The sequence below is a fragment of the Schleiferilactobacillus harbinensis DSM 16991 genome (assembly GCF_000425885.1).
GTDB lineage: Bacteria > Bacillota > Bacilli > Lactobacillales > Lactobacillaceae > Schleiferilactobacillus > Schleiferilactobacillus harbinensis.
In genome coordinates this window covers 1-21,356 of the sequence record NZ_AUEH01000034.1, presented here as the reverse complement: position 1 = coordinate 21,356, position 21,356 = coordinate 1, and the positions used below count along the sequence as shown (strand labels likewise).

The following is a 21,356-nucleotide window of genomic DNA, read 5'->3' as shown; positions in this document are numbered from 1 at the left end:
TCGTAGCAAATTGTGGGAAAAGTGCAATGCATCAAACGTCATATTCGGTTTCTTTGAGTGCGGCGTGCATCAGCTCCGCCGGGGTTTTTACCGCCGCTGGGGCGCTGCTGGCAATCCCGATGATCAAACTGACATCCACGTCCGGCATGTCCGGCTGCTGCGCGAGCTGAGCGGCAAAAGACGTGCGTATCCGGTTAGCAGCAATCTGTGCCCCTGCCTTATCGGTATAGAGCAGCACCGCCCAAGTCGGCGTGGTCTGATTCACGTAATACACCACGTCGTTGTCCCGCGTCGCATGGTCCAACGTCCGGGACGCCGTGCGAATCAGCGCCGCAAATTGCGCTCGCGACAATAATTGACGCAGCTCCCCCAAATACCGCAGCCGAATGGCAATGGTACTGACGGGAATCGAAAAGCGCCGGCTTGTTTCCAAGAACACGCCCGCGTCTTCGTAATAGGCTACCGTGGTTCGCAAATGGGTGGCTTCGTCGAAGGCACTGTACTGATCCTGGCTTTCAGCCAAGTGGGTGATTTCTGTCTGCAGCTGCAGTGTCGTCTGGGCCACGCCGTGGAAAACTACCGACAAGGCCAAGGGCATCAGCAGCCAAAAAATCATCACCAGAGAAACGGTCTGATCCGCCAACACGTTTTGGTATACCATAATCGTACCTTGCCCAAAAATAAAGACCATATTCGCCACCAGCCCAAACATCAAGCCAAGAAAATAGGTCAATGCCACCAGCAGCAGGGCAATCCCCAGATAGATAGTGTTGAGCAAAATGTGGGTCGCGGTGAGCCCCATGAAGAGTGCCGTCACTGCGAACAGCGCCAAAAAGCCCAGCAAGTACAAGTCTGTTTTTAAATTCAGCCGTTGCGGTTTCATGACTATTCTTCACGCCCTTTCCCTGATTGACGGCCGTATTTGCGCAGCAGCAGGACAACCAGCACTGCCAAAACGATGAAGATCACCGCCGCCACAGTCAAGTAAATCACCAGACTGGACCGCTTGAGCAGCCGTTTCACTGGGGACTTGGGGGCTGTTGGACTGGCTGTCTTTTTGAACCGGTAATTATAGAGCTGGTTATCGCTGTCCACCGCGATCAAATCACCGGCATGTTGGCTAATATTCTTCTGAAAATTGATTTGCGTCGAACCAAGATACGCCGCTTGGGGCGTTCCGCCGGTGACCACCAGCACCACATGATTTTTATTCACCGGCGAACGCAGCAATTGGGCAGTCCCTAGAGTACGCCCGTACGCCGCTTCGATACTCAGCTTTTCATTGGAGACAAAGCCGGTTTCTGTCTTGTTGAACTGAAAATACAGATGAGGCTGCAAGGCATGGATATAGGAATTAGCCCGGGGTGTCCCGAAGGCGATGACGTTGTGGTTTGCCAAAACTGCGGCGGCCGGCTGACCTGTATAATAGACCACTTCACCAGTGTTGCTCTTGGCGAAATTACCCAGCAAATTCACAATATTGGTCAAAGTAGCAAAGTCACTGGGGGTCATGGTCCGGGGCCGGACGATGGCGATCTGATTGAACCGGTTGTTTTTCAGAAACAGACTCGGATAGTTAGAAAACAACTGATCCGTCACCGGTTTGGTCCGGACAAATAACTCAGACTGGGGGGCGACGTAGGCCCAGGGGGTTTGGTCATTGTCTTGGCTGCCGCTGCCGGCCAGGGCCAGATCAAAGGCGACCCGCACCGTGATCGCGTCGCCCACAGCCAGCTTGGCGGGGATATTCAGGGCCAGCGTTGCTTGGTTGGCCGCCGTCCGCCGCAAATGCTGGCTGCCGATGGGCGTGTCGTTGATGTAGACCGTCACCAGCGAGCGGGCAAAGTCCAAGTTCTGGGCGTAGCGGAACGTCAGCCGGAATTGGCTGCCCGCGGCGTTGGTTTGATCCATGGGCAGGCGCACAAAATAGGCGGCACTTTGCCGACCGGCGCCGGTCAGCTGGGTACCCGCCGCAGTCAACTGGTAATGGCCGTTGTTATCCTGCAGCGAACTGCTGTAAGTGGGCGTTGCAGCAGTGATCGTTTTTTCCGCGGCCCGGGTCTGGGTCATCAATTCCTGGTTGGCCGCAAAGCGGGCCGCCTTGATCAGCAGCGCATCGGTGCGCGCGGTAAGTACCAAATAATACGTGCCGCCCCGGTAAACCGTCCGGATCACTGCGCCCTTGGCTAACTCAGTCTGACTGATACTGCCGCGCAAACTGGCCGGCAGCCGATCTGCCCGGGCAATCACGACCTGATAGACCCGCTTCGCCAAATCCGCGGTACCAAAGGGGGCAATCGGTACCTGATCCTGTTCATTGGTCATCACCCGGGAATACCCCGCCAGGACGTAAGTCGCCGCCGTGAGTTCTGCATTGCGCGGGCTCTGGGGCACCGCAATACCGCTGAGGCCGTTACTGATCGTGTCCATCCCGCTGAAATGGGCGTAAAACGAACGGATTGCCGGTTCCGGCGGCTTCAGCGCATAAACAAAATTCACGTTGGATTCCGGGTAAACTGTCAGCCAATTGGCAGGCGTCTGCACCCGCTGAGCGGTACCGGCAGCGGTCGTCAGGTCCTGGCCCATAAACTGCAGGTGATTGCTCCCGGCCAGCAGCCGCAACGGAATCTGGATCGTTTCCGTCTGCAGCCCCGCCGCATTTTTCGGCCGAAAAGAAGCAAACTTGACGCCATTTAGCACCACCGTGATGTCTGATGTCCGCTGGTCCGCCAACTGACTCACCTGATAATGAAAAATCAGCTTAGCCTGCTGCACATCCCAGTAGTCTTCTTTCACAAAATACGTATCGCTGGTGATCCCCTGCCCCGTCAAGGACTGGGTCACGTTTTGCAGGGGCTGGGTATAGGTGAGATCAGCCGCGTGCACCGCCGTGATCCCAAAGGCTAACACCAACAGCCACCCCAGCACCCAGGCGGTAATTCCTTTACTCAAAGCGCTTCGTTTTATACCAGCGTGCCTGTTTGTGAAATACTTGTTCACGAATATATTCTCCCATCCCGTAAACGGCCACGGCCAGCCACATCTGGCTGTACGTGACATACATTAAGATAATGATCCAAACATTATTGAAATTGCGTTCGCCTTTTTCCGTCGTGATCGTCGTGTACGTACTCACCACAAACAAAATGATGGCTAGCAGCCACAAGGTGTTGGAAAATCCCTGAAGATGCGAGTGCACCACCCCAGCGACGGAAAACACGAAGACGATATCGGACAACACCAGCGACGCCATCAGCAGAAAATAAATGGCCAGATAATACAGCAGATCAAAATGAATGATCCGGGCACTGGGCTTGGCCAGCAGCGGCAGATTTTTCAAAATAACATAGATATTGCCCTTCACCCAGCGGGTCCGCTGGTGAAACCACACCGGCAGCGTCTGGGGTTCCTGTTCCCAGGTAACGGCCTTGGGTTGAAATAAAATCCGCAAATGGTGCAGATACACATGGAAGCTGATTTCGGTATCCTCCGCCAGGGCCTGCACGTCCCAGCCGCCGATGGCATCGATCAATTCCCGCCGAATGACGTAATTGGTTCCCGGAATAGTACACAATCCGAACAAATGCTGGCGGCCAGCCTGGGCCATCCATTGAAACGAGAGGGTCTCGATATTGATGAACCGGGTCAAAAGGGTCGCATGACGATTGCGCGTGCGGAATTTACCGATCACCGCGCCCAGACTGTCATCGGCCATGAGTTCGCTGACCAGAATCCGCAGCGCACCGGCTTCCGGTGTATTGTCCGCATCATAGATCGCCAAGACTTCGCCCTGGGCCGCAGCCAGCCCAATATTCAGGGCATTGCTCTTACCCCGGCCGCCATTGGCCGCATCGGTGTTCACGATGGTCAGCTGGCGATCCGGGTGCTGCCGCTGCAGTGCGGCCAGCAGCACCGCGGAATCATCATCGGAGTTGTCGTTGATGACGATGATCTCATAGCGGTCCTGGGGGTAGTCGAAACGCAGCAAAGCCTCCACGGTTTTTACAATCACAATGCCCTCGTTATGGGCCGGTACCATGACGGAGACAAACGGCGGTACCTGGGGCAGCGCCGGTACCGGCCGCTTCACTTGCTGCAGATATTCTAAGTAGCCGGCAATGACCAGCACGACATTGACCACCAGAATCAGCCAAATTGTCGTGATCGCCACCAGCAAACACCAATCTAACACACTCATGGTTTAGGCCCCTTTCGCTGAAACTGATTGCGGTAAATCCGCCGACCGTAGAGCAGAAAGGCCGTTAGGATCGCCAACGCGATAATAATAAAAATCAATAAGACCGTGCCCTGCCAGCGGGTAAACGCATTGACCTGGGACGCAGCCGTGGCTGTCCGTTTCGCCTGGGCATGGGGCACAGCCCGCTGACCGAGCACCGCCTCTTGACCGTCCACGGTGTACTGGCCGGCGGTGATTGCCACCGTATGGCGAGCACCCTGCAGCTGCCGGGCCACCGGGTCTTCCCCCAGCGCCCGCCAGGTCTGCTGGGGCCAGCGCCGGACCTGCCGGCGCAGGGCCTGGAAATTCTTAGTCGTCGTTGGCAGGGCAATGGTCAGGGCCGTGGGGGCCGCAAACCGCAGCGCCTCGACCCCGGTCATCGTGTTTTCCTCCGCCCAGGCCAGCGCGGCGAGAGCCTGCGGCAGCGGCGCAGCCGTCGTGGTCGGCGCGTACCGGCGCAAGTCATAATTCCGCGGATCCGGCAGCAGCACGGTCTGGTCTGCCGGAGTCAAGGACTGGCGGAAGGTCCGGTCAAATTGCCAGTACCCCGGCGCACTGATACCCACCGGATAAACCATTTCTTTAATGGCCTCGCCCAGCTGAGCATTGAACTGCTGGCGCAGGATGGCGGCGGTCTGGGCCGTAAGATCGTACACCTCTGGTACCTGCCAGAAAATCACCCCGCCGTCCAGCTGCACCTGAGCCAGTGCCCGCAGGTAGGCACTATGTTCCGGCAACTCTGGATTCAATGCCGTCATCGTGGCACTGACTGTAAAGGGAATCCCCTGCTGACGCAGAAACGCAGTGGTCCGGCGCAGTAAGGGGAGATTGCTGACAGGGGTCACCCCCGTCAGGACCAGTACTGGATTCTGCTCGGCTGCGCGGCCGGCAAAGAACTGCGCCAGCAACCGCGTACTCAGCACATTGGTCAGCCCGCTGGCACTGTAGGTCGGCAAATAGGCCTGATTGCCGCGAATCGTCCCGAAAGCATACTGCCGGTCGGTGCCTTGCTGCTGAAGCGTGCCGATCCGCTCTCCTGTTGCCGGAAATAAAGACCATTGATCACTCATGAACGGCAGTAACTGGCGTGCCCCGCTGGCCGTATCCTGTAAGGTGTATTGTTGGTGGGTCAGTATTTGTCCCGCCCCCAAAGCCGCCTGTTCCGCTGCCGTCAGATTTTGGCCAATGTGCAGTTTTTTACCGGTAAAAGCCGTCCGGTCCCGAAGAAATTGGGCATTGGTCAAGCGGCTTTGGTGCCAATTCACCATGGTGATCACGCCGCTGAACCGCTGATCGGTCAGTGTGCCCGATCGATAGGCGCTCATATTCTCCCGTTGAACAACAATATGCAGACTGGCTAGTATGCGGCTCAAACTGTCGATTTGGTACTGCCCATCCGCTTGGATATTTTCACTATCGTAAACCAGCAGGACCCGCTCCGGGGCCGCTGCCTGGACCGGGTTGGCGAAACCGATCAGCCCCGCCAAACTGGCAAAAATCACGATCAGCCACCGGTTCATACCGCCGTCTCCGGTTCCCGGAACAGGGTTTGATTGGTTACGTCACTGAGCAGCAGGATCAGCAGCCAATCGGTACTCTGCGCGACCATAAACAAATGTTTCGCCAGATCCGCGTCGCCATCGCCCACCACCGAGATCACCATCACCCCGATAATGATCGACCCCAGCCCCGTCACAACCGCCAATTTCATAATCGGCCAGGCCTGGTGGCGGCGAAAGCCCAAATATGCCCCGCCGGCGTATAATCCCATCATAACCGCCACAAATAAGCAATAAAAAGCAAACTTTGCTGGAAAGAACGTACCCATAAAGCTGCTGAATCCCGTGAAATAATGGGTTTGCGCCTGCTTGGTCCGGCCGCTGGCGGCTGAGTAATTGCTCACTGCTTTGACCTGGGTCAGCTGCCCATCCTTGGCTGCCAAATCCAGGATCCGGCCAAACGCGGGCAGATGGGTGAGATAGAAGCGCAGCACCCAGACGAAATCAAACCGCTGGACAAAATCCCGTTGGACCACGGTCCCCCGAGTGTTCACCGGCTGATAACTCTGGTAATAAACAGACTGGCGCAGCAGCGCAAACTGGGGATTGATCTTTCCCTCTTTCAGCGTTTTACCCGGATTTTTATCCATTAACAACATACCCCGGGTCATTGTCTGACATCGATTGATGTTTTGAAACTCCGGCGTGATCAATTTGTAAGTCATCCCGCCAGTAATCAGCAGCGCGGCCAGCACTCCGGCGGCTAACAGTTTTTTGCGGCGCGGCAGCAGCGGCAGCAGGCCCAGCGCCATGACCATATAACTTAAAGCCAGCGGGGCATTTTGCTGTTTCACCGTGATCAACAGGCCGGCGCTAAACAGAAAAATCGCCAGCAGCAGCCAGCGCCGCCACGCTGGGCGAATTTCCCGGCGAGCCAGCAATAATAACGCCGCCACGGCGGCCATGCCGGTGACTGCCATGGCTGCTTCGCCAAACAGAGAATTGAAGTAGAGGGTATAACTGCTGTCGGCGAAAACAAAGACACAGACGGCGGCTAACACGTACTGACGCAGACCGCGGCCCCGGGTCACCGCCCGCACCACAAGATACAAAGCGCCCAAAAAAAGAACATAATAAATGATCCCTTGGAAGCGAATATCAAACACTAAGCGGTTGAAAACCAGCTGATTCAACCAAATCGCCGGACGAATGAACAGCGGTTGGGAAGAAAACAGCGCGGCGGTATTTTCGTTAAAGTATTGGCGAATGCCATAAGTCGGATTAATGTAGGCCACTATGCGGTATGGCTGGCCCAGCCGATGGTACAGCCCGACGGCATCCATCATCCGGTAAAAATCGCCATTGTCCGCGTACCCGTTCAGCGGCGGGACAAATAATAAGAGCCCGACGATGACGGCGGCCGCCAACACGGCAAAAAGAGCCGGTGAGCACCATTGCTGAACCATACGGCCGAATTGTTTAATTTTATTTTTGAATTGGGTCATGATTCTCCGTTTAAGTACATATCTAGGGTCACTAGGGTGGTGAGATTATCGAAGGAATAAACTTGCTGGCTGGGCAGATCGCCCAGGGCCCCGGTGAGCGGGGCGCCGGCCGCGGTGATTTGAAAGGCCAGCGCCCGCTGCAGGGCCAATTTGGCCAAAGCCCGGTCGCCGGTAAACAAGCCGAGTTGGGCCGCCAGCGCGTAACCGGCCGCGGACCGGTCGGTGGTCTGGGGCGTCCCATCGGCCCCCCAGCGGTTATACAGCGTATCGTTTTGCACCTGATCCTTCACCCAATTCACCGTCGCCGCCGGCACTTTCTCCACTTCGGCCAAATGCACCGCGGTGAGCAGTGATTCAACAATATTAATGCTGTCTGTCCCAGTATAGGCGTGCTTCTGAAAATCATAGCGCGTGGCATACAGCGGCAAGTACCCGGTCAACCGGCCCGTCTGGACTAAAGCCAGGGCCTGGGCGTACTGTCGCGTTGGCAGCAGCGGCTGCAGCGTGGCCAGATCCACGTAACACAGCGTAGTTTGCTGGGCCCGTTCATGGGTCTGGGCGTCGACGTAGTCCACGACCCGGCCCTGGGGCACAGTATTAGCCAAGACTGTCCGGGCCAGCTTCGTATATGTATGCTGCCAAGCGGATTGCTTGGTCTGGCGGGTGATCCGCCCCACTGCATTCACGATGCGCAAATCATCCACCCCGGCGTTCACCGGATAACGATAATTGCGGGCGGGATCATAGCGGTAGGTAAACTGCTGCCCTTGCCACAGCGTCGTCTTGCTGCGTTGATAAAAGGTCTTGAACGCCGCCGGCTGTTTCGTCAGCACCAGATGCTGGAGCCACAGACCGGTGGATTCGCTTAAATATTCATGACCCGTCGCGGTATCGCCGGTGCCCTGGCTATCCAAAAAGTTAGTATAAATACCATCCGGTTGAACCATTTGTCTGGTCAAAAACTGCGTCAGAGCTTGGCGGGCCGCCGCAAAATCGGTGTCCTTCTGCGGCGCCACCAGCGCCACCTTAGGCGCATCAATAGTCGTGTTGGCCGATTGCGCCTGTTGGGTACAACCCGCTAATAAAATCCCGCCGCCGATAATCAACCAACCAATCCCCTAGTGCATACGCTGAATCTCCTGCCTAAGTGATTTTTCTTCTATATAAATACGGTTAAATATTTCTATGCAACTATATCATACATTGGCCTAGACCGCGACACTCACTTTCAGTCAGACTAGTCAGGCGGCTTAGTCATTCTCAGTGAGCGTCGTTTGCCCCTTTTCAGCCACTTCGCCGTATACTGTAGACGCTTGAAAGGGTTACAGTTTTACACTGTCTGTGGTGCCTAGCAGGGGCACCACTGTTGGATTAAGGAGGTTCTATCATGACTCAAGATATTAAATTCGACGAAACCGTTACAAAACGAATTCAGGATCGCTGGAAAGACGGCGATCGGCTGCTGCTGACGTTTGAGGATGGGGTCGGCCCCTATTCCCAACACGCCATGATCCACATGCAGACCCAATTCACCATCAACATCATCGGACCCGAAGCTTCGCTGGACACCTACGACGCCACGATTGATTCCAATCTGGGCAAGGTCTACGTCAAAGCTTACGGGATGGAAGGCATGGATGATCATTTGGTCGTGCGCTTCCACCCGCAATACGACACGATGAGCCTGTCTGGAGATTCCGGCGACATTGACACCAACGTCGGTTTCATTGATTTCACTGACCCCAACGGCATCAAGGAGAATCCGGCGCGGTAGGAGAGAGAAAGGACGTGACTCTGATGCGGCACGCCATTGCAACTTTCTTCAAAGTCCTGCTCGGGGCGAATCGGTCCGATCGGTGGACCGAGATTGCCGATGAGAACGCACAAGCCAATATCGCTAAGAAGCGGCAGGAAACCGCTGAACACAAGTATCGCTGAATGCAAAAAGTGGGCCGTCATCCGCTGGGGTGACGACCCGCTTTTTAGGTTACTCTAGATTTTCTTTCGCAATATCGCGGCGCGCCAGCAACGGCATGATGAAGCCGAAACCGAACAGAACGATGACCGAAATGATATTCATGACCAGTTGGTGCGTCCACCCAGTCGTCCCAAAGACCACTTCCTGGGGCAAGAAGCCCAGAGTGGCACAGATGAAGGTGAAGACGAAGCACCAGCCGCCGACCAGGTAAGCCCCGGCTTTGCTCTTAATGAACGTGTAGCCGGAGGTGAACTTATCCGCCTGGGCCCGCAGTGCCAGGAAGGCGACGAAGACCAGGGCGGTCTTGTACGGAGAGACGATCCCGTTCAAGTTCAGCAGCCAGTTGAAGATGGCGTTGATGTTCGGCAAGGTGCCGGATAACAGCAGCAGGAACAGGCAGAGGGCGGCGGTGAAAATGTAGCTGTGCACCGGCCGGCCCTGCTTATTTTTCTGCAGCAGCCACTTCGGCATGAAGCGCATGGCCGTATCCGCCGACAGCACCCGACTGGAGGCATCGATCAAGACCGCCAGCTGGGCGAGCATGAACAGCAGCTGGGTGCCGGCGAACATGTACATCAGCGTCTTGCCCCAGCCCCAGGCCTTGCCCAGCATGGAGAAGGCGTAGTAGGCGCCATTCATCTTCAGGTCATCCGGCAAATGGTTGGCATTGAACCAGACCCCCAGGGCCAAGGAACCGAAGATGACCAGGAAGCCGGTCATAATTGCCAGTGCCCACATGGCCTTGGGAAACTCCTTCTTCGGGTTGCACAATTGGGCCACATACGTCGCCCCCAACTCCGCCCCAGACGTGGCGAAGATCAACAGCCCCGTGGTGGCGAAGTAATGCATGGAGAAATGCGGGCGGAACGCCGCCCAAGTGAAGATCGTTGCGGAGTGGACGCCCTTGGCCAAGCCGGCCGCAGTCAGCGCCACGAACAATACCGCCATCAAAAACATCGCCGCCCCGCCGATCAAGGACATCACTTCCAGGGAACGGGAGAAGAGGTTTTCTAACACAATAAACAATAGAATAATGGCGAAAGTCAGCAGGCCAAACGTCAAATTCGACATCCGCTTCCCCAGCGTGTTATCGCCCAGAATCAGCCAGGACAACGCGACAATGACCGAGTTAGACACATCCACCAGGTAAGGCAGCGTCTGCGCCCAATAAATCCAGCTCGTCCAGTACCCCCAAGTGTCGCCCAACGTCCGGCGCATCCAAGTCGCCAACCCGCCGCCCTCGTCAGCGCGGGTAAACGTCGTCCCCAACTGCGCCGAGATCAGCGCATAGGGCACGATGTAAATCACCAGCAAAATGACCCAGTTAATAACGACCGATAAGCCTTGGTTCTGGAACGGATAAAAGATATTTTCGAACCCAATAACGGTAATAAAAACAAGCAGACTCAAAACAGGCCAGCTCATATACCGCCGGTTCGGGGTGATTTCTTCCTGCACAATAATGATCCTCCGTATTAAATATAAAATGTGGTGCTGGAAATCAATTCAATTTTAGTGTGGCGAGTCTGGCGTATGTAGTGCCAAGTGCGTAGCAAGCGGAGGCTGAGGGGGCTCAGCCATGGAAACCACACGGCGGCTTTGCCGCCGATGTGGTTAGGCGACTTGGAGACCGCGCAGCGGGCTCCAAGCGCCGTCATGGCTAGCTACGCCTTCGGCTTCGCACTTGCTGCGCGTCGCCAGCCCCCTCAGCCGCAGCTTGCGGAGCACTTGGCACGGCGTACAACGACCGCTTTATTTACTTCGCAACATGCACCATCGCATCCCCGTCATCATCCGCGAACACGCCCTGAATCTCCGGCGTGAACCCCGGGAACCGCGCGATCCCCGCAAACAACGACCGAAAATAATCGATCGCCGGCAGTGTCCAAGTCTCCCCCGGCACCACCACGAAAATTCCCGGCGGGTACGGCAGCGCCCCTTCCACCGCCACCCGGCCCGCACTCTGGGTCAGCGGTACCGTTTCGTATCGGCCCGTGGCAAAGATCGTATCCGCCTGGGCCGCCGACATGACTTGGTCCCGGTTATTGCTGTTCTGGAACAACCAGCGCTGGCGCGTAACCAGCTGCTCGTCCTTGAAGAAATCCGAGAGCTGCTGGCATAATGCCCGCAGCGTCATGTGCGCATAACGGTCGCCGGTTTCAGCCACCAGCTTGGGCAGCGTCTCCGCCACCGTTTTGTCGTTGAAGAAATCCGTCTCGAACTGCTTCAATACATCCAGCAGCCGGCGCCAGTCGGTCATCCGCGAGCCCGGTGTCACCAGGAACAGCAGCGAGTTGAAGTCGGCCTTTTCCGGCACAATATTGTGGTCCAGCAAATACCGGTCCACGACCCAGCCGGAAACGCCCAATTGGCGGTCATGGGGTAAAACGACGGTGACCTTGCCCGGATCCAAGTAAGCCTGTCCCGGCAATAAATCCGGTATACCGTGCCACTTGGCCTGGGGCGCCAACGCCCAGGCCTGGGGATCGGTATAGGCCGTATCGGTTTCCGCGGTAATCAATTCCGGGCTATTGTATGCCCGGAACAGTTGGGTATCGTCCAGCGCCCGGCGGAAGGCCAGCGAATCGGCCAGCGCCTGCCGCCAGATCTTCTGCCCCACCGTGCCTTCATTCAAAGCGACGTTCGCCGCCAATGACGCATACAGGGGGTAAGAATAACTGGTGGTGACGTGCTTCAAATAGGCGTGGTTGAACTGAGCATGGCTGACGTAGCGGGCCTGACCCTTGAGGTGGCTGTCTTTCTTATGAATCTGGGACGTCTGGGCAAAGCCGGACTGCTGCTTATGGACGGATTGGGTGACGATGATCCCGGGATCGTCCGGCCCCAGCGGCAGCTGGAGCGGATCCATTGGCCGCATGGCCGGAATGAAGGGCTCATACCCGCCCCAGGCGGCGTCAAACAGCATGTAATCCACCAGTTTGCCAAACCGATCCAAAAGCATCTTCACGTCCGGCACGATGCCGTCAAAGGTCTCCAACTCCAGGGCCGCTAACCGGAACGGGCGGGGCTGATCGGCCTGCTTCGGGGCAAAGGTGCGCAGATAATTACGCAGCTTTTCTTCCGTACCGTCCTTCAGATCTATCGGCCCGATCAGCCCGAGATCGCTGCGCAGGGTATCCAGATAGACCGGAATAGCGCCATTCATGACCAGCGCGCCGTTGTACACGGACTTGTGGTTGTTTCGATCGAACAGCACCAGATCGCCAGGTTGGAGAATGGCGCTGGCGACGATGTTGTTGGAGCCCGTGGTCCCGTTGGTGACGAAATAAGTCTTATCCGCGTGCCACAGCTTGGCAGCGGCCTGTTCCGCGGTCAGCGGTGTGCCGCCGTGGGTAAGCATATCGCCCAGTGCGGTGACCACATCGGAGGTATCACTGCTGAAAAAGGTCTGGCCATAGGCTTGCTTAAGCAGCCAGCCGGCAGGGGCCAGTTCATCGTAATGGCCGGCGTGGTGGCCCGGCGTGGCGAAGGTCGTCGGATCGGCCTGGGCAAAGTCCAGCAAATCAGCCACGTACGGCGGGATCTGCCGCTGTTCGTATTGCAGCGCAGCGGCTTTGATTTGGGCAATGGCCGTGTCCGTGATGGCGGGCAAAAGGAGTGCCCCAGGGAGGCTCGGCGGCGCCTGTTGCCCGAGGATAAAGACTGGAATAGGCAGGGGACTTTCTGCCAGCTGGTTAATATTCGTGGCATCGGTATCTGCGATCACCGCTGCGTTGATCCCCGCGAGTTCAGTCTGAGCAAGATCAGTCAGCGGCAAGTTGTGCAGGACTTGGGCCAACTGAGGCGTGGTGCCGATTTTCAGAAACATACTATTTACCTCCCAATTAGGGGCCCGTTACGGTGGGCCCGATTCCCCGGATTACTTGTTATCGAAAAAGACTTTTTGGGCGGCCTGCATCGTGGCCACCTTGACGTGGGCATAGGTCAACCCGCCCTGCATGTAAATGGTATATGGCGGGCGAATCGGACCATCCCCGGAGAATTCGATGGTCGACCCAGAGACAAACGTCCCGCCGGCCATGATCACTTCGTCCTCATACCCGGCCATGTGCTCCGGGATCGGGGTAACAAAGGAATCCACTGGCGAACTGGCCTGAACGGCTTCCGCGAACTTGATCATGTCGGCCGCGTTGCCAAAGTTGACGGTTTGAATCAAGTCAGTCCGCGGTGCATCCCACTTCGGGTCAACGTCCAGGCCAAGACTATCGAATAGAGCGGATTCGAAAATTGCGCCCTTAATGGCGTTGCCAGTGGTTTGCGGGGCAATAAAGAAGCCCTGGAACATATCCGCGAGCAGACCCACGGTGGCCCCTTCGTCGCCGCCGATCCCCGGCACAGTCAACCGGTAGCTGACCCGTTCGATCAAGTCTTTCTTCCCGACAATGTAGCCGCCGGTCTTGGCCATACCGCCGCCAGCATTCTTAAACAGCGAGCCGGCCATAATATCCGCGCCAACTTCCAATGGTTCGACGGTTTCAGAAAATTCGCCATAGGCGTTATCGACAAAGATCCACACATCCGGCTTCACTGCGCGCACGGCCTTGATCATTTCTTTGATCTGGCTCACGGTGAAGGACGGCCGGGTGGCGTAGCCCCGGGAGCGCTGGATCGCGACGACTTTGGTGTGTTCGCCGATGCGTTTTTGCACCGCTGGTACATCCACGCTGTTGTCTGCCTTTAACGGCACATAATCTGCGCCGATGCCGTATTCCTTCGGGCTGCCAATGCCGTTGCCGGCCATGCCCAGAACTTCTTGCAGCGTATCGTAAGGTTCGCCAGTGATGTACAAAATCTCATCGCCGGGCCGGACCAAGCCGAGTAGCGCGACCCCAATGGCATGGGTGCCGGAAACAAGCTGCGGCCGCACCAAGGCATCTTCGCCGCCTAACACATCGGCGTAAATGGCCTCCAGCACGTCCCGCCCTTCATCGTTATGGCCGTACCCGGTGGAGCCGTACAAATGGCTTTCCGCCACGTGGTGTTTTTGAAATGCTCGCAGTACCTTGGCCTGATTTTGCACGATCTGATCGTCGATCTCCGCCAAGCGCGGGGCAATCTTCTTGTCCGCCTGGTGCATCAGCGCTACCAGTTTTGGATCAAACTCATCTTCCCAATTTTGCATAATGTATCGCCGCCGGCCCAGGGTGCAATTTTAACCGCCATGAAAAAAGTCCTCTGAAAAAAATTCAGAGAGCACCACAACGGCTATACAGCCCGGACCCAGCGACGTCTTACCCTCCTTAGGGCTAAGTATAGAGGATAGGGACCGGTAAAACCAGTGTTCCACGTGGAACAAGCGCTTTATTCGAAGCGGCTTTTTTCCCGATCCAGCACTTGATTCAGCCGTTCCGTCACCGCCAACAGCACAATGGCGAAGAAAAGCAGATACAGCGGGAACAACGCCATACTCACCCGGCCAGCGAGCCAGCCGAACAGCGGCGGCATGAAGACCGTGCCGAGATACGCCGCTGCCATTTGCACCCCGATGATTGCCTGGGACCGATTGGCCCCGAAATTCGTCGGCGTGGCGTGGATAATAGCTGGAAAAATCGGCGCGCAGCCTAAGCCGGCGATGATCAATCTGGCTAAGGCCAAGGGTGTCGGCAATGGGAGCACGATCAGGGCGATGCCAGCCAGCGCTAGAATTGCGCCCCAGCGAATCAGCCGCCGGTCCCCTAGCCGATCGGCGATGAAGCCGGAAAGAAAGCGGCCGCCGGTGATGCCCAGATAGAAGAAGGACGCAAAACTGGCAGCGGTATCCACAGCCACTCCGCGGCTTTGGACTAAGTAGCTGCTGGCCCAAATACCCGCGGCCTGTTCCACGGCGCTGTAAACGAAGAAAGCCGTCAGTACAAAAGGCACGCCGGTGATGCGGATGATCTGAGCCAGGTGCAGCGGCGCCGTGGCGGGCTGAACGGGCGCAGCCGCCGCAGTGGACGCGGGCTCTTTACCCTGGCGCCACAACGGCAAGGTTACTAGCAGCACCGCGGCGAGACCCACCTGCAATAAGCCGACGATGCGATACCCGCCGGTCCAGCCCTGACCGCTGCTCAACGCAAAACTCATGATGTACGGACTAATAGCCGCCCCCACGCCCCAGAAACTATGGAGCCAGCTCATATGCCGGGCGGCATAGTGCAAGGCAACATAATTATTCAGCGCAGCATCCACCGCCCCGGCACCCATACCGTAAGGGATCGCCCACAAACACAGCTGCCAAAATTGCCCGGCTAATGAAAAGCCCAGCAAGGCCACCGCCGTCGTCAAAACACTCACTGCGGTGACCAGCCCCGCCCCAAAGCGGTGGGTCAGCCGGTCTGACAGGATGCTGGATACAATGGTCCCGCCAGCGATCAGCATAGTGATCAGCCCCGCCGCCGCAATCGGCACTCCCAGCGCGGTGTGCATGACCGGCCAGCCAGCACCAATCAAAGAATCAGGCAAGCCCAGGCTAATAAAGGCAATGTAAATGATGGCTAACAATAACGAGTACAATTTTCTCCCACTTTCTCCCCAATTTGAAAACGTATTCGTCCATTATAGCGGATTAATAGACATCGCGATAGGCACTGAGCGGTTGGCCAGCGGCGGCCAGCAATCCCGGAAATTTAGCCAGATAACCCTGCCGATCTTTTTTTAATTCCCACGGAACAATAGCAAACAGCCGCGCGGCCGCCCCTAACTCCGCTGGCGTCCAGCGGGGATGCAGGTTCACCGAAGAAAGCATGTGCCGCCGATTATCGATTAATGAATCCGCCATCATTGCCAAGCCCAAGCCGCGCAGATGGGTGATCAGTCCTTCCGTGGCTGCATACACAGCGGCCGGATCCTTGGTCACCAGCGTCTCGGCCATACGCTGCAGAAACTGCAGCATGATCTGATCATCCATTCGGTCACTGGCCAGTGCCTGAGCCTGCGGGACCAGCCGCAACGCGGTATCCGGCAAGCCGCCCAACAGGGAAAACATGGTTTTGTTGAAATAGAGAGTGTAGCGCAGGCGCTGTACCCCGGGCATATCCGCCATATCCGCTAATTGCGCCGCCAGTTTTTTAGTCAATCGATCATACGCGTCCCAGGGCAGTCTAGCCGCAATCGTCATCAGCGTCTTGATCTGGTTCACGGTGAAAAACGGGCGGCCAAGCGCAAAGTTTTCCATTGCCCGCACCTCGCCGGGAGTCATATCAGCATCCAGCCACGTATTGAGTTTTGCCGCCACGGTGTCCAGCATGGCCGTTTGGGGTGTGGGCGGCGCGACTTGGGGCTGGCGCTTTTGCAAGCGGTATTGAAACTCCGGCAGTGCCATATCCAGCCGATCCAACAACGTCAGCAGGTGCTCGGCCTTGATGTCGGTTTCCCCAGCCTCCAGCCGGATCGCCTGCCGCCGGCTCAAGACGTTTTGATAAAGTCGGGCTTGGGTCAGCTCTTCGGCTTCGCGGAGTTCTTTGAGCAGCGGACCAATCTCGTGTGCCATTTTCGTCACCTTTCTCTCGTCAGATCATTATACCCAATCGGTTGGCCTCAAAGAAAGAAACAGCGGTTAATTTCCAAGACACCAAATAAGCAATCGCTTACATTCGTGGTATAATTAAAGTGTTGAAAGATGTTGCGCGGCAAAAGAAGAAGGTGGCGGACATGATTCTTGGCATGATTGCCATTATTATGATGAGCTTGATCGCCATGGCCCTGGTCTATTTCACAGACGGCGGCTGGATCATTTACGGTAACCGGCTCGTGCGGACCCTGCGCCGGGACGAGACCCGAATTACCCGGTACTTCCGCTTATTGTTCAGTCGGTAAGGACGAGAGAAAACGCCTGACCTGGTTTTTGGACCGGTCAGGCGTTTTTCTTTGTTGTATGATAGAAGTATTAACTATCCGAGAAAAGAGTTGTTCATTCATGGCAATTGGCCCAGTACTGAAACAAGCCCGGCAGGATGCCGGCCTCACCCAGGCCCAAGCGGCCCAGGATATTTGTTCCCAAGCTATGCTGTCGGCCATTGAGCACGATCAATACACGCCGAATGCTGCGCTGCTGATTGCCCTGTGCCAGCGGCTGGGCTTGAGTTTGGATGCGATCACCCTGGCTAATAACTTTGCCATTGGCCAGCGCACTGATTTTAATCAAAAAGTTGCCCAATTGTGCGATGCCCACGAATATCAGCAGCTCCTGACTTTTCTGAACCGGGACGCCGTCATCGACAGCATCGCCGACGGGGCAGAGACGCAGGCGTACTATTACTATCTGGCCGTCGCGGAGTTCCAGGGTGCCAAAGACTGGGATGACGCCCAGCAAAATCTGCAGCTGTCCCTGGCCAGCGCCACACGGACCAAGGTACCGCCGGTGCTGACCCGACTGGCGAAGATCAGCGCGGCCTATATTGCCATGCTGAAGAGTCAGCAAGTGTCGCCGGCGATTCAAGCCGATATCGATGCAGCCTTGAAGGGGATCACCAAAGCGCGTTACGATGAGAACCTGAATATTATCTTCTACTTGGCAGCGTTGATCTTTTATCATGATCAGCAATATACCGAAAGCGCGCGGTTATTAGCCGCAGGGATCCACTTTACCACGGCCCATAATTCCCACTACATGTTAGCTAACGCCTATTACTTGCTGGCCAAAGTGGCGGAAGCCCTGGGTCAGGCGGATGCCGCCAATGATGCCCAGCGCCGGTCCGAATTGTTCAACGAACTGTTTGGTGAAGAGGTATTCAGCGACTTTCCAGAACAATAAGGGGGACTGCGCCATCACTGCACTTTTTGACCGGGGGTATATCGCCGTGCGCGATGCCACCCAAAACAACCTGCAACACGTTTCGCTGAAGATACCCAAATACGCCATCACCGTCTTCGCCGGTCTCTCCGGTTCCGGCAAGTCATCTTTAGTGTTTGACACCATTGCGGCCGAATCCCGGCGAGAACTGAACGAGACCTTTCCCAGTTTCACCCAGCAGTATTTACCAAAGTACGGCCAGCCCCACGTGGGCCAAATCGACCACTTACCCGTCGCCATCGTGATCGAACAAAAACGGGTGGGGAAAAACGCCCGCTCCACCCTGGCGACCTACACAGGAATTTATTCCTTGCTGCGCCTGCTGTTTTCACGCATCGGCAAACCGTTTATCGGGTATTCCGATACCTTTTCGTTCAACTTGCCCCAAGGGATGTGCCAAACCTGTCAGGGATTAGGTTATGTTGATGATATCGACGTCCACCAGCTGATCGACCCGAATAAATCCTTGAATCAGGGCGCGATCACCTTCGTCAGCTTCGGTCCTGATACCTGGCGCTGGCGGCGATATGTGAACAGCGGTCTTTTTGATAACGACAAGCCGCTGAAGGACTATACCAAAGAGGAAATGGACACACTCCTTTATGCCCCGCAGCAAACTATTCCCCATGCGCCCGCGAAATGGCCCCGTACCGCGCTGTATGAAGGCGTCGTACCGCGGATCAAGCGGTCGATCATCGGTAAAAAAGAAGCGGAACACCATCAGGCGGCTTTGGCGAAAATCGTTACCCGCGTCCCTTGCCCAACGTGTCATGGCACCCGGCTGCGGCCGGAGGTCCTGACTAACAAGATCAACGGCACAAATATTGCGGACGTGCTGGCCATGGATCTGGTGCACGTGCAACAGTTCTTGGCCGCCATCACTGTCCCGCTGGCCCAGGATGTGGTCCGGGAACTGCAAGGCAAGATTGGCTCTTTGATCGATATCGGGCTGGGTTATTTGACCCTGGACCGGGGCACCAGCTCTTTGTCCGGTGGCGAAACCCAGCGGATCAAGATAGCCAAATTCCTTACCAGCGCCCTGGTGGATATGGTCTACATATTGGATGAGCCCAGTGTCGGCCTGCATCCCCACGATATTGAGCTGATTAAAAAGGCCCTGCGCCGGCTGAAGGAAAAGGGCAACACGATTTTGATCGTTGAACACAATCCCGAGCTCATCGCGCTGGCCGATTATGTGGTCGAAATTGGTCCCGGCGCTGGGACGTTTGGCGGCCAGGTGACTTTCACCGGGACCTATCCTCAGTTATTGGCTGGTAATACCCTCACCGGCCGCTTACTGCAAAAGCTGCTCACCTTCCGTCACCCGCCCCGGACGGCCAAGCAGACGATCCCATTGCGGGACGTCACCGTGCACAACCTCAAACACGTCAACGTGGACGTGCCTTTGGGCATCGAAACCATCATTTCCGGCGTGGCCGGCTCGGGGAAGAGTTCGCTGATGGCGGCCCTGCGGCGGCACTTACAGGACGGCTACATTGATCTGGCCCAGGGTGAAATTGGGGCCAACATCCGCTCCACCCCGGCCACGTATCTGGATATTTTGGACCCGATCCGCAAAGTCTTCGGGGCCGCCAACCACGTCTCCACGACCTGGTTCAGTTACAACGGCCGCGGTGCCTGCCCGCTGTGCAAGGGCAAAGGCGTCACCATCACCAATATGGCCTTCATGGATCCCGTGGTTCAGGTATGCGAACAGTGTCATGGCAAACGCTACAATGATCGGGCCCTCAGCTATTTGTATCACGGTAAAACCATCAGTGATGTGCTGATCATGCCGATTACCCAGGCAATCGATTTCTTCGCCGATATCCCGGCGATTCATGCTCCGCTGGCAAATATGGCTCGCGTCGGCCTAGATTATCTGACCCTGGGCCAGCCCCTGACGACCCTGTCCGGGGGCGAAAAACAGCGGCTCAATTTGGCGGTGCAGCTGAATAAGACCGGTACGGTTTATCTGCTGGACGAACCCACAGCCGGCCTGCATATGCAGGATGTTGAAAAGCTGCTGACGCTCTTCGATGACCTCGTCGCCGCTGGCAACTCGCTGATTATTGTCGAGCACAATCTGCAAGTAATTTGCCAGGCGGATTGGTTGATTGACGTGGGCCCCGATGCCGGGATTTATGGCGGGGAAGTACTTTATTCCGGCACGCCTGAAGGAGCCATGGCCCAGGCCGATTCTCGGACTGGGGCGGCGTTGCAGGCGTATAACGTCAACCGGACATAAATATCAGTATTCTGATTTTAGTCTAGCATCCTTTTTTCGTATGCTGAGTTCATCAAATCAAAGGAGCTCATCATTATGAAAAAACTATTCACGAACGTCGTTATGGCGAAAGCCAGCAAGGAACAAGTCTTAACGATCCTAGAAAATCCAGAGGCTTTACTGCAATGGGTCCCCGAGGTCCAAACCGTGACCCAAGCAGCCAATGGCTTCACCGTCCACCGCTCTGGTGCCGCCTTGAATCAAACCGAACACATCGCCGTCGGGAAGACCGCTAATCAGGTCGTTTATCGGAGCACCGAGGGGCGGGTCGCTTACGATTTGATTTTCGACCTAGCTGGTGAAGCAGGAGGCACAACGATTACCGAAACGGTTTATCTCGATGAAACAGCGGTGCCGCGCCTGCCGCTGACCTTGCTGGCCCCCATTGCCAAGCATGCGTTCAGCGAGAATCTAGACCACTTGGTTAACTTGGCCGAACGGTTATCCTATACCAAATAATTGAGCTAATTGATGTGCTATGCGGGCAGTTGTGCTATATTGAGCTTGATTGGTTTTCCTTAAAAGCAGAAATGAGGCACACTATGGGAAAAAAACAATGCGACACAATCTATTGCATTGTGCTGGTCACTCTGCTTGGCGTTGCTACGGTCCTCAGCATTCCCTGGGCACCGCGCTTGCTTGGCACACCAGGCTTGCTGATTCCAGCATTTCTAATTGTTTGTTTAATTTATGCGGGGCGTCTCGCGCGATTTGTTTCAAGAAAGCTGAAACTTGAAAGCCCGAAAGTGCACTGATGCCTTGGTAATTGTGAGATGGCGGCGGGAATGATCTTGTTTTTGTCAGATTCCTAATAGGTCGACAAGATTCTTCGGAAGAAAACTGACAAAATGGTCAACGATGTTATTTATTACTTCCTCTGCCGTGCCCACTAAAGTGGCTCCCAGTGTGGATAGTGCCTTCAGAAGCCATGCCAGTGCTTGCGTTACTGCAATGTCTGGCATGACTTCATTCATCTCGTAAAACAGATCGCCAAGTGTGCGTTCATCCTCGTTTAACCGCTGTTGCCACGCCAACAGGTCATACGTCATCATCACG

At 56.1% G+C, this 21,356-nt stretch carries 18 protein-coding genes and 1 pseudogene; 7 read left to right on the top strand and 12 right to left on the bottom strand.

The features are described 5' to 3' along the window. Positions 1-31: 31 nt before the first annotated feature. From H627_RS0110630 to H627_RS0110605, 6 genes are read right to left on the bottom strand one after another with little or no spacing between them, the layout of a single operon-like run. Positions 32-883, bottom strand: a complete 852-nt coding sequence (locus H627_RS0110630; RefSeq protein ID WP_035440732.1) for a GGDEF domain-containing protein — start codon at positions 881-883, stop codon at positions 32-34. Between the two features lie 2 nt (positions 884-885). Further along, positions 886-2,952 (bottom strand): cellulose biosynthesis cyclic di-GMP-binding regulatory protein BcsB, encoded by a 2,067-nt coding sequence (locus tag H627_RS0110625; RefSeq protein ID WP_309299773.1) that lies wholly within the window; start codon positions 2,950-2,952, stop codon positions 886-888. After that, positions 2,945-4,198, bottom strand: a complete 1,254-nt coding sequence (locus H627_RS0110620) for a glycosyltransferase family 2 protein (RefSeq protein ID WP_027828941.1) — start codon at positions 4,196-4,198, stop codon at positions 2,945-2,947. The genes H627_RS0110625 and H627_RS0110620 overlap by 8 nt, the downstream gene beginning before the upstream one ends. Next, positions 4,195-5,757, bottom strand: a complete 1,563-nt coding sequence (locus tag H627_RS0110615) for a hypothetical protein (RefSeq protein ID WP_027828940.1) — start codon at positions 5,755-5,757, stop codon at positions 4,195-4,197. The genes H627_RS0110620 and H627_RS0110615 overlap by 4 nt, the downstream gene beginning before the upstream one ends. Then, positions 5,754-7,241: a glycan biosynthesis hexose transferase WsfD gene (gene wsfD, locus H627_RS0110610; RefSeq protein WP_027828939.1), complete on the bottom strand. Its 1,488-nt coding sequence runs from the start codon at positions 7,239-7,241 to the stop codon at positions 5,754-5,756. Before wsfD ends, H627_RS0110615 begins: the two co-directional genes overlap by 4 nt. Then, positions 7,238-8,347, bottom strand: coding sequence for a glycosyl hydrolase (locus tag H627_RS0110605; RefSeq protein ID WP_226999204.1), 1,110 nt, complete (start codon positions 8,345-8,347; stop codon positions 7,238-7,240). The genes wsfD and H627_RS0110605 overlap by 4 nt, the downstream gene beginning before the upstream one ends. Before the next feature lie 281 nt (positions 8,348-8,628). Between H627_RS0110605 and H627_RS0110600 the strand changes: the two genes are divergently transcribed. Then, a complete protein-coding gene (locus tag H627_RS0110600; RefSeq protein ID WP_035440730.1) occupies positions 8,629-9,015 on the top strand; it encodes an iron-sulfur cluster biosynthesis family protein in 387 nt (128 codons plus the stop codon). Positions 9,016-9,038: 23 nt separating this feature from the next. Continuing rightward, positions 9,039-9,179, top strand: a complete 141-nt coding sequence (locus H627_RS20135) for a hypothetical protein (protein WP_155827918.1) — start codon at positions 9,039-9,041, stop codon at positions 9,177-9,179. 49 nt (positions 9,180-9,228) lie between these two features. On the opposite strand, the gene H627_RS0110590 is transcribed toward H627_RS20135, so the two are convergent. The 5 genes from H627_RS0110590 to H627_RS0110570 form a co-directional block, all read right to left on the bottom strand. Continuing rightward, on the bottom strand, positions 9,229-10,680 hold the full coding sequence (locus tag H627_RS0110590; RefSeq protein WP_027828936.1) for an APC family permease: 1,452 nt from the start codon (positions 10,678-10,680) through the stop codon (positions 9,229-9,231). Between the two features lie 295 nt (positions 10,681-10,975). Then, positions 10,976-13,048, bottom strand: coding sequence for an Orn/Lys/Arg family decarboxylase (locus tag H627_RS0110585; RefSeq protein ID WP_027828935.1), 2,073 nt, complete (start codon positions 13,046-13,048; stop codon positions 10,976-10,978). 51 nt (positions 13,049-13,099) lie between these two features. Beyond that, positions 13,100-14,362: a methionine gamma-lyase family protein gene (locus H627_RS0110580; RefSeq protein ID WP_035440728.1), complete on the bottom strand. Its 1,263-nt coding sequence runs from the start codon at positions 14,360-14,362 to the stop codon at positions 13,100-13,102. 179 nt (positions 14,363-14,541) lie between these two features. Further along, the gene (locus H627_RS0110575) at positions 14,542-15,735 is read right to left on the bottom strand and encodes an MFS transporter (RefSeq protein ID WP_027828933.1); all 1,194 of its coding nucleotides are present in this window, start codon (positions 15,733-15,735) and stop codon (positions 14,542-14,544) included. 52 nt (positions 15,736-15,787) lie between these two features. Further along, positions 15,788-16,711 (bottom strand): helix-turn-helix domain-containing protein, encoded by a 924-nt coding sequence (locus H627_RS0110570; protein ID WP_027828932.1) that lies wholly within the window; start codon positions 16,709-16,711, stop codon positions 15,788-15,790. Positions 16,712-16,830: 119 nt separating this feature from the next. On the opposite strand from H627_RS0110570, the gene H627_RS20130 reads away from it, so the two are divergent. From H627_RS20130 to H627_RS20125, 5 genes are all read left to right on the top strand, one after another. Continuing rightward, complete coding sequence (locus tag H627_RS20130; protein ID WP_152261730.1) at positions 16,831-17,037, top strand: hypothetical protein; 207 nt, start codon at positions 16,831-16,833, stop codon at positions 17,035-17,037. Positions 17,038-17,137: 100 nt separating this feature from the next. Next, positions 17,138-17,974: a helix-turn-helix domain-containing protein gene (locus H627_RS0110560; protein WP_027828931.1), complete on the top strand. Its 837-nt coding sequence runs from the start codon at positions 17,138-17,140 to the stop codon at positions 17,972-17,974. A gap of 13 nt (positions 17,975-17,987) precedes the next feature. Then, on the top strand, positions 17,988-20,261 hold the full coding sequence (locus tag H627_RS0110555) for an ATP-binding cassette domain-containing protein (protein WP_027828930.1): 2,274 nt from the start codon (positions 17,988-17,990) through the stop codon (positions 20,259-20,261). Positions 20,262-20,336: 75 nt separating this feature from the next. After that, positions 20,337-20,759 carry an SRPBCC family protein gene (locus H627_RS0110550; RefSeq protein ID WP_035440726.1) on the top strand — a complete coding sequence of 141 codons (423 nt, stop codon included), beginning with the start codon at positions 20,337-20,339 and terminating at the stop codon, positions 20,757-20,759. An 83-nt stretch (positions 20,760-20,842) separates the two neighbouring features. Further along, positions 20,843-21,055, top strand: coding sequence for a hypothetical protein (locus H627_RS20125; protein WP_152319393.1), 213 nt, complete (start codon positions 20,843-20,845; stop codon positions 21,053-21,055). 45 nt (positions 21,056-21,100) lie between these two features. Here H627_RS20125 and H627_RS20350 read toward each other — a convergent pair. After that, positions 21,101-21,356 (bottom strand): annotated as a pseudogene (locus tag H627_RS20350) (IS4-like element ISLho3 family transposase); the annotation flags it as partial.